At 58.6% G+C, this 3,631-nt stretch carries 4 protein-coding genes; 1 reads left to right on the forward strand and 3 read right to left on the reverse strand.

Annotated features, from left to right (window positions below; genetic code table 11):
- The 3 genes from HMPREF2907_RS07215 to oppB all read right to left on the reverse strand — a co-directional run.
- Positions 1–1,317: ABC transporter ATP-binding protein (locus HMPREF2907_RS07215; protein WP_070681640.1), on the reverse strand; the 1,317-nt coding region annotated here is incomplete at its 3' end.
- 22 nt (positions 1,318–1,339) lie between these two features.
- Complete coding sequence (gene oppC / locus HMPREF2907_RS07220) at positions 1,340–2,248, reverse strand: oligopeptide ABC transporter permease OppC (RefSeq protein WP_049227068.1); 909 nt, start codon at positions 2,246–2,248, stop codon at positions 1,340–1,342.
- A gap of 72 nt (positions 2,249–2,320) precedes the next feature.
- Positions 2,321–3,241, reverse strand: coding sequence for an oligopeptide ABC transporter permease OppB (gene oppB, locus HMPREF2907_RS07225; protein ID WP_003741770.1), 921 nt, complete (start codon positions 3,239–3,241; stop codon positions 2,321–2,323).
- Between oppB and HMPREF2907_RS13230 the strand changes: the two genes are divergently transcribed.
- Positions 3,225–3,631: hypothetical protein (locus HMPREF2907_RS13230; protein ID WP_210388593.1), on the forward strand; the 407-nt coding region annotated here is incomplete at its 3' end. The two genes, oppB and HMPREF2907_RS13230, sit on opposite strands and share 17 nt — an antisense overlap.

A 3,631-nucleotide genomic window follows, 5' to 3' on the forward strand; every position in this document is an offset into this window, starting at 1 on the left:
GGCGATGGCGATGCGTTGGCGTTGTCCGCCTGAGAATTCGTGCGGGTAGCGGTTGAGCGCGTCGGCGGGCAGGGAGACTTCGTCGAGGACTTTGAGGACGAGTTCGGTGCGTTGGGCTTTGGTCATTTCGGGGCGGTGGACGGTGAGGCCTTCGCCTATGATTTCGCCGACGGTGAGGCGGGGTGAGAGTGAGCCGTAGGGGTCTTGGAAGACGATTTGGCGTTCGGCTTTGAGTTGGCGCGCGCGCTCGGGGGTGAGGGCGGCGAGGTCGCTGCCGTCGAAATGTATGCTGCCTTGGTAGGGGAGCATTTGCATGATGGCTTTGCCAAGTGTGGATTTGCCGGAACCGGATTCGCCGACGATGCCGAGGGTTTCGCCTTGGCGGATGGTGAGGCTGATGTTTTTGACGGCGTGGAAGGTTTTGAGGGGTTTGCCGAAGAAGTTGTGTTTGAGGGTGAAGTGGACGTTGATGCCGTCGGCGCGGATGAGTTCGGGCGGGTTGCCTTCTACGGGGTCTTTCATGCCTTTGGGGACGGAGTGGATGAGTTGGGCGGTGTAGGGGTGGGTGGGGTTGGCGAAAACTTGTTTGATTTTGCCGCGCTCGACGATTTCGCCGTCTTTCATGACGCAGACGGTTTCGGAGTAGTGTTCGGCGAGTCCGAGGTCGTGGGTGATGAAGATTATCGCCATGCCCATTTGTTTTTGGAGGTCGTGGAGGAGGTCGAGGATTTCTGCCTGGATGGTGACGTCGAGGGCGGTGGTGGGTTCGTCGGCGATGAGCAGGGCGGGCTCGTTGAGCAGCGCCATGGCGATCATGATGCGCTGGAGCTGGCCGCCTGAGAATTCGTGGGGGTATTGTTTCAGACGACGTTCTGCTTCGCGGATGCCGACGCGGTTGAGGAGGTCGAGGATGCGTTCGCGGGCGGCTTTGCGGGTGATGGTTTTGTTGTGGACGCGCAGGGCTTCCATGAGCTGGGTGCCGATTTTCATGAAGGGGTTCAGCGAGGTCATGGGCTCTTGGAAGATGAAGCTGATGCATCCGCCGCGCAGGCTGCGGAGGGTTTTTTCGTCTGCGTCGAGGATGGATGTGCCGTCGAAGGTGATGCGTGAGTCTTGTCCGTAGCGGGTGGTGTTTTCGGGCAGGAGGCGCATGAGGGACATGGCGGTAACGGATTTGCCGGAACCGGATTCGCCGACGAGGGCGAGGGTTTCGCCTTTGGCGACTTTGAAGCTGATGTTGCGCACGGCGTGGACGGTTTTTTCGTGGAGTTGGAAGCGGATGTCGAGGTTTTCGACGGTGAGTAACGGGGTGTTCATGGGTGTGTCCTCGTGGTGTGTGTCAGCGGTCTTTGGGGTCGAGTGCGTCGCGCAGGCCGTCGCCGATAAAGTTGAAGCAGAAGAGGGTGGCGACGAGGAAGAAGCAGGGGACGAGGAGCTGCCACGGGGCGGCTTCCATGGAGGCTGCGCCTTCTTGGAGCATGGAGCCCCAACTGGTCTTGGGTTCTTGTACGCCCAATCCGAGGAAGCTGAGGAAGGATTCGAACATGATCATGCCGGGTACGAGCAGGGAGGCGTAAACCATGACGACGCCGAGTACGTTAGGGATGATGTGGCGGGTAACGATGCGGCGGCGGGATACGCCTGTGATGCGGGCGGCTTCGACGAATTCTTTGTGTTTGAGGCTGAGGGTTTGTCCGCGGACGATGCGGGCGACGTCCAGCCATGAGACGAGTCCGATGGCGACGAAGATGAGTAAGAGGTTGCGCCCGAAGAAGGTGGTCAAGAGGATGACGAAAAACATGAACGGAAAGGCGTTGAGGATTTCGAGCAGGCGCATCATGACGGAGTCGAGTTTGCCGCCGAAGAAGCCTGCGAGTGCGCCGTAGAGCGTGCCGATGACGACGGCAACGAGTGCGCCTGCAATGCCGATGAGCAGGGAAATGCGTCCGCCGGCGGCGGCTCGGGTGAAGAGGTCGCGTCCGAGCAGGTCGGTGCCGAAGTAGTGGCGGGTGGCGAAGGAAGGCGGGATTTGCATGTTGTCCCAGTCGGTGTAGTCGTAGGTGTAGGCGCTGACCCAGGGGACGGCGATAACGAAGAGGATAATGGCGGCAAGGATGAAGACGCTGCACAGGGCGGCTTTGTTGTTGCTGAAACGCCGCCACGCGTCCTGCCACAGGCTGCGTCCGTGTACTTGTGCCTGTTCGGCTGCGTCTGCTATGGCGCGGGAATTTTTCTTGTTGAATAGCATGGTGTTCTCCGTTTTTTGTTCGGGGGTCGTCTGAAAACGGCAAAACCGGTTTTCAGACGACCTTTTTTGCTTTTAATAGCGGATTTTCGGGTCGATCAGGGCGTAGAGGATGTCGAGTATGGCGTTGAAGACGATGGTCAGTACGCCGACGAGGATGGTCAGCCCCAAGATCATGCCGTAGTCGCGGTTGAGCGCGCCGTTGACGAAGAGTTGTCCGATGCCGGGCAGACCGAAGACGCTTTCGATGACGATGGCGCCGGTGATGATGCCGACGAAGGCAGGAACGAGATAGGAAAGGATAGGCAGCATGGCGGGACGCAGGGCGTGGCGCAGGACGATGCTGTTCATTGATAATCCTTTGGCGCGGGCAGTGCGGATGTAGGGGCTGTTCAACACTTCTATCATCGCGCCGCGCGTGATGCGGGCGAGGCCTGCGACATAGCCTATGGAGAGGGCGGCGACGGGCATGATGAGGCTGGTCAACGAGCCGTCATTCCAGCCGCCGGCGGGCAGCCATTTGAGGGTGATGGCGAAGATGAAAATCATGATGGGGGCTTTGACGAAGCTGGGGACGACGATGCCGGTCATGGCGGCGGTCATGATGGTGTAGTCCGCCCATGTGTTGCGCCTGAGTGCGGCGATGGTGCCCATGAGTACGCCCAAGACGGTGGAGATGATGAAGGCGTACACGCCCAGCTCGACGGAAACGGGCAGGGCTTGGGCGAGCAGCTCGTTGACGTTGTAGTCTTTGTATTTGAATGAGGGACCGAGGTCGCCGTGGGCGAGTTGTTTGAGATAGTTGAAGTATTGCAGGTACATCGGGTCGTTCAGATGATATTTGGCTTCGATGTTGGCCAGTACGGCGGGCGGTACGTTTTTGTCGCCGGTGAAGGGGCTGCCGGGTGCGAGCCGCATCAGGAAGAATGAGACGGTAATCAGTACCAGCATGGTGGGGATGGCGGAAAGTATGCGGCGGATGATGAATTTCAGCATATCGTACCTGCTCGGGGCTTGGTGGGTCGGAATATGCCTGAATACGGGAAGGCGGTCTGAACGGGTGTTCGGACGCTTGGGATGGTTTTCTCTTCTTTGTAGTCAGGCCCTTGGTTTTTTGGTGTGCGGGCTTTTGCTTTTATGGTCGTCTGAAACGGGATTTTGGGTTTCAGACGACCTTTTGGCTGATGTTTTTCGTGGGCAGAGCCCACGCTACGGCTTTTATGGTTGTCTGAACACTTTGGATGGGGTTTCGGACGGTTTTTTATTGCGGCGGTTGCGGGTGGCAGCCTGCGTTATGGGTTTGTTTCGGAGGTCTTCTGAAACCGGATTTTGGGTTTCAGACGACCTTTTTGCTGGTGTTTTTCGTGGGCAGAGCCCACGCTACGG

The organism is Neisseria sp. HMSC055H02, assembly GCF_001813335.1.
Lineage (GTDB): Bacteria > Pseudomonadota > Gammaproteobacteria > Burkholderiales > Neisseriaceae > Neisseria > Neisseria sicca_C.

Bases quoted from the DNA above. Each gene is read 5' to 3' on its own strand.
- oppC (WP_049227068.1), bottom strand. From the start codon at position 2,248: ATGCTATTCAACAAGAAAAATTCCCGCGCCATAGCAGACGCAGCCGAA.
- oppB (WP_003741770.1), bottom strand. From the start codon at position 3,241: ATGCTGAAATTCATCATCCGCCGCATACTTTCCGCCATCCCCACCATG.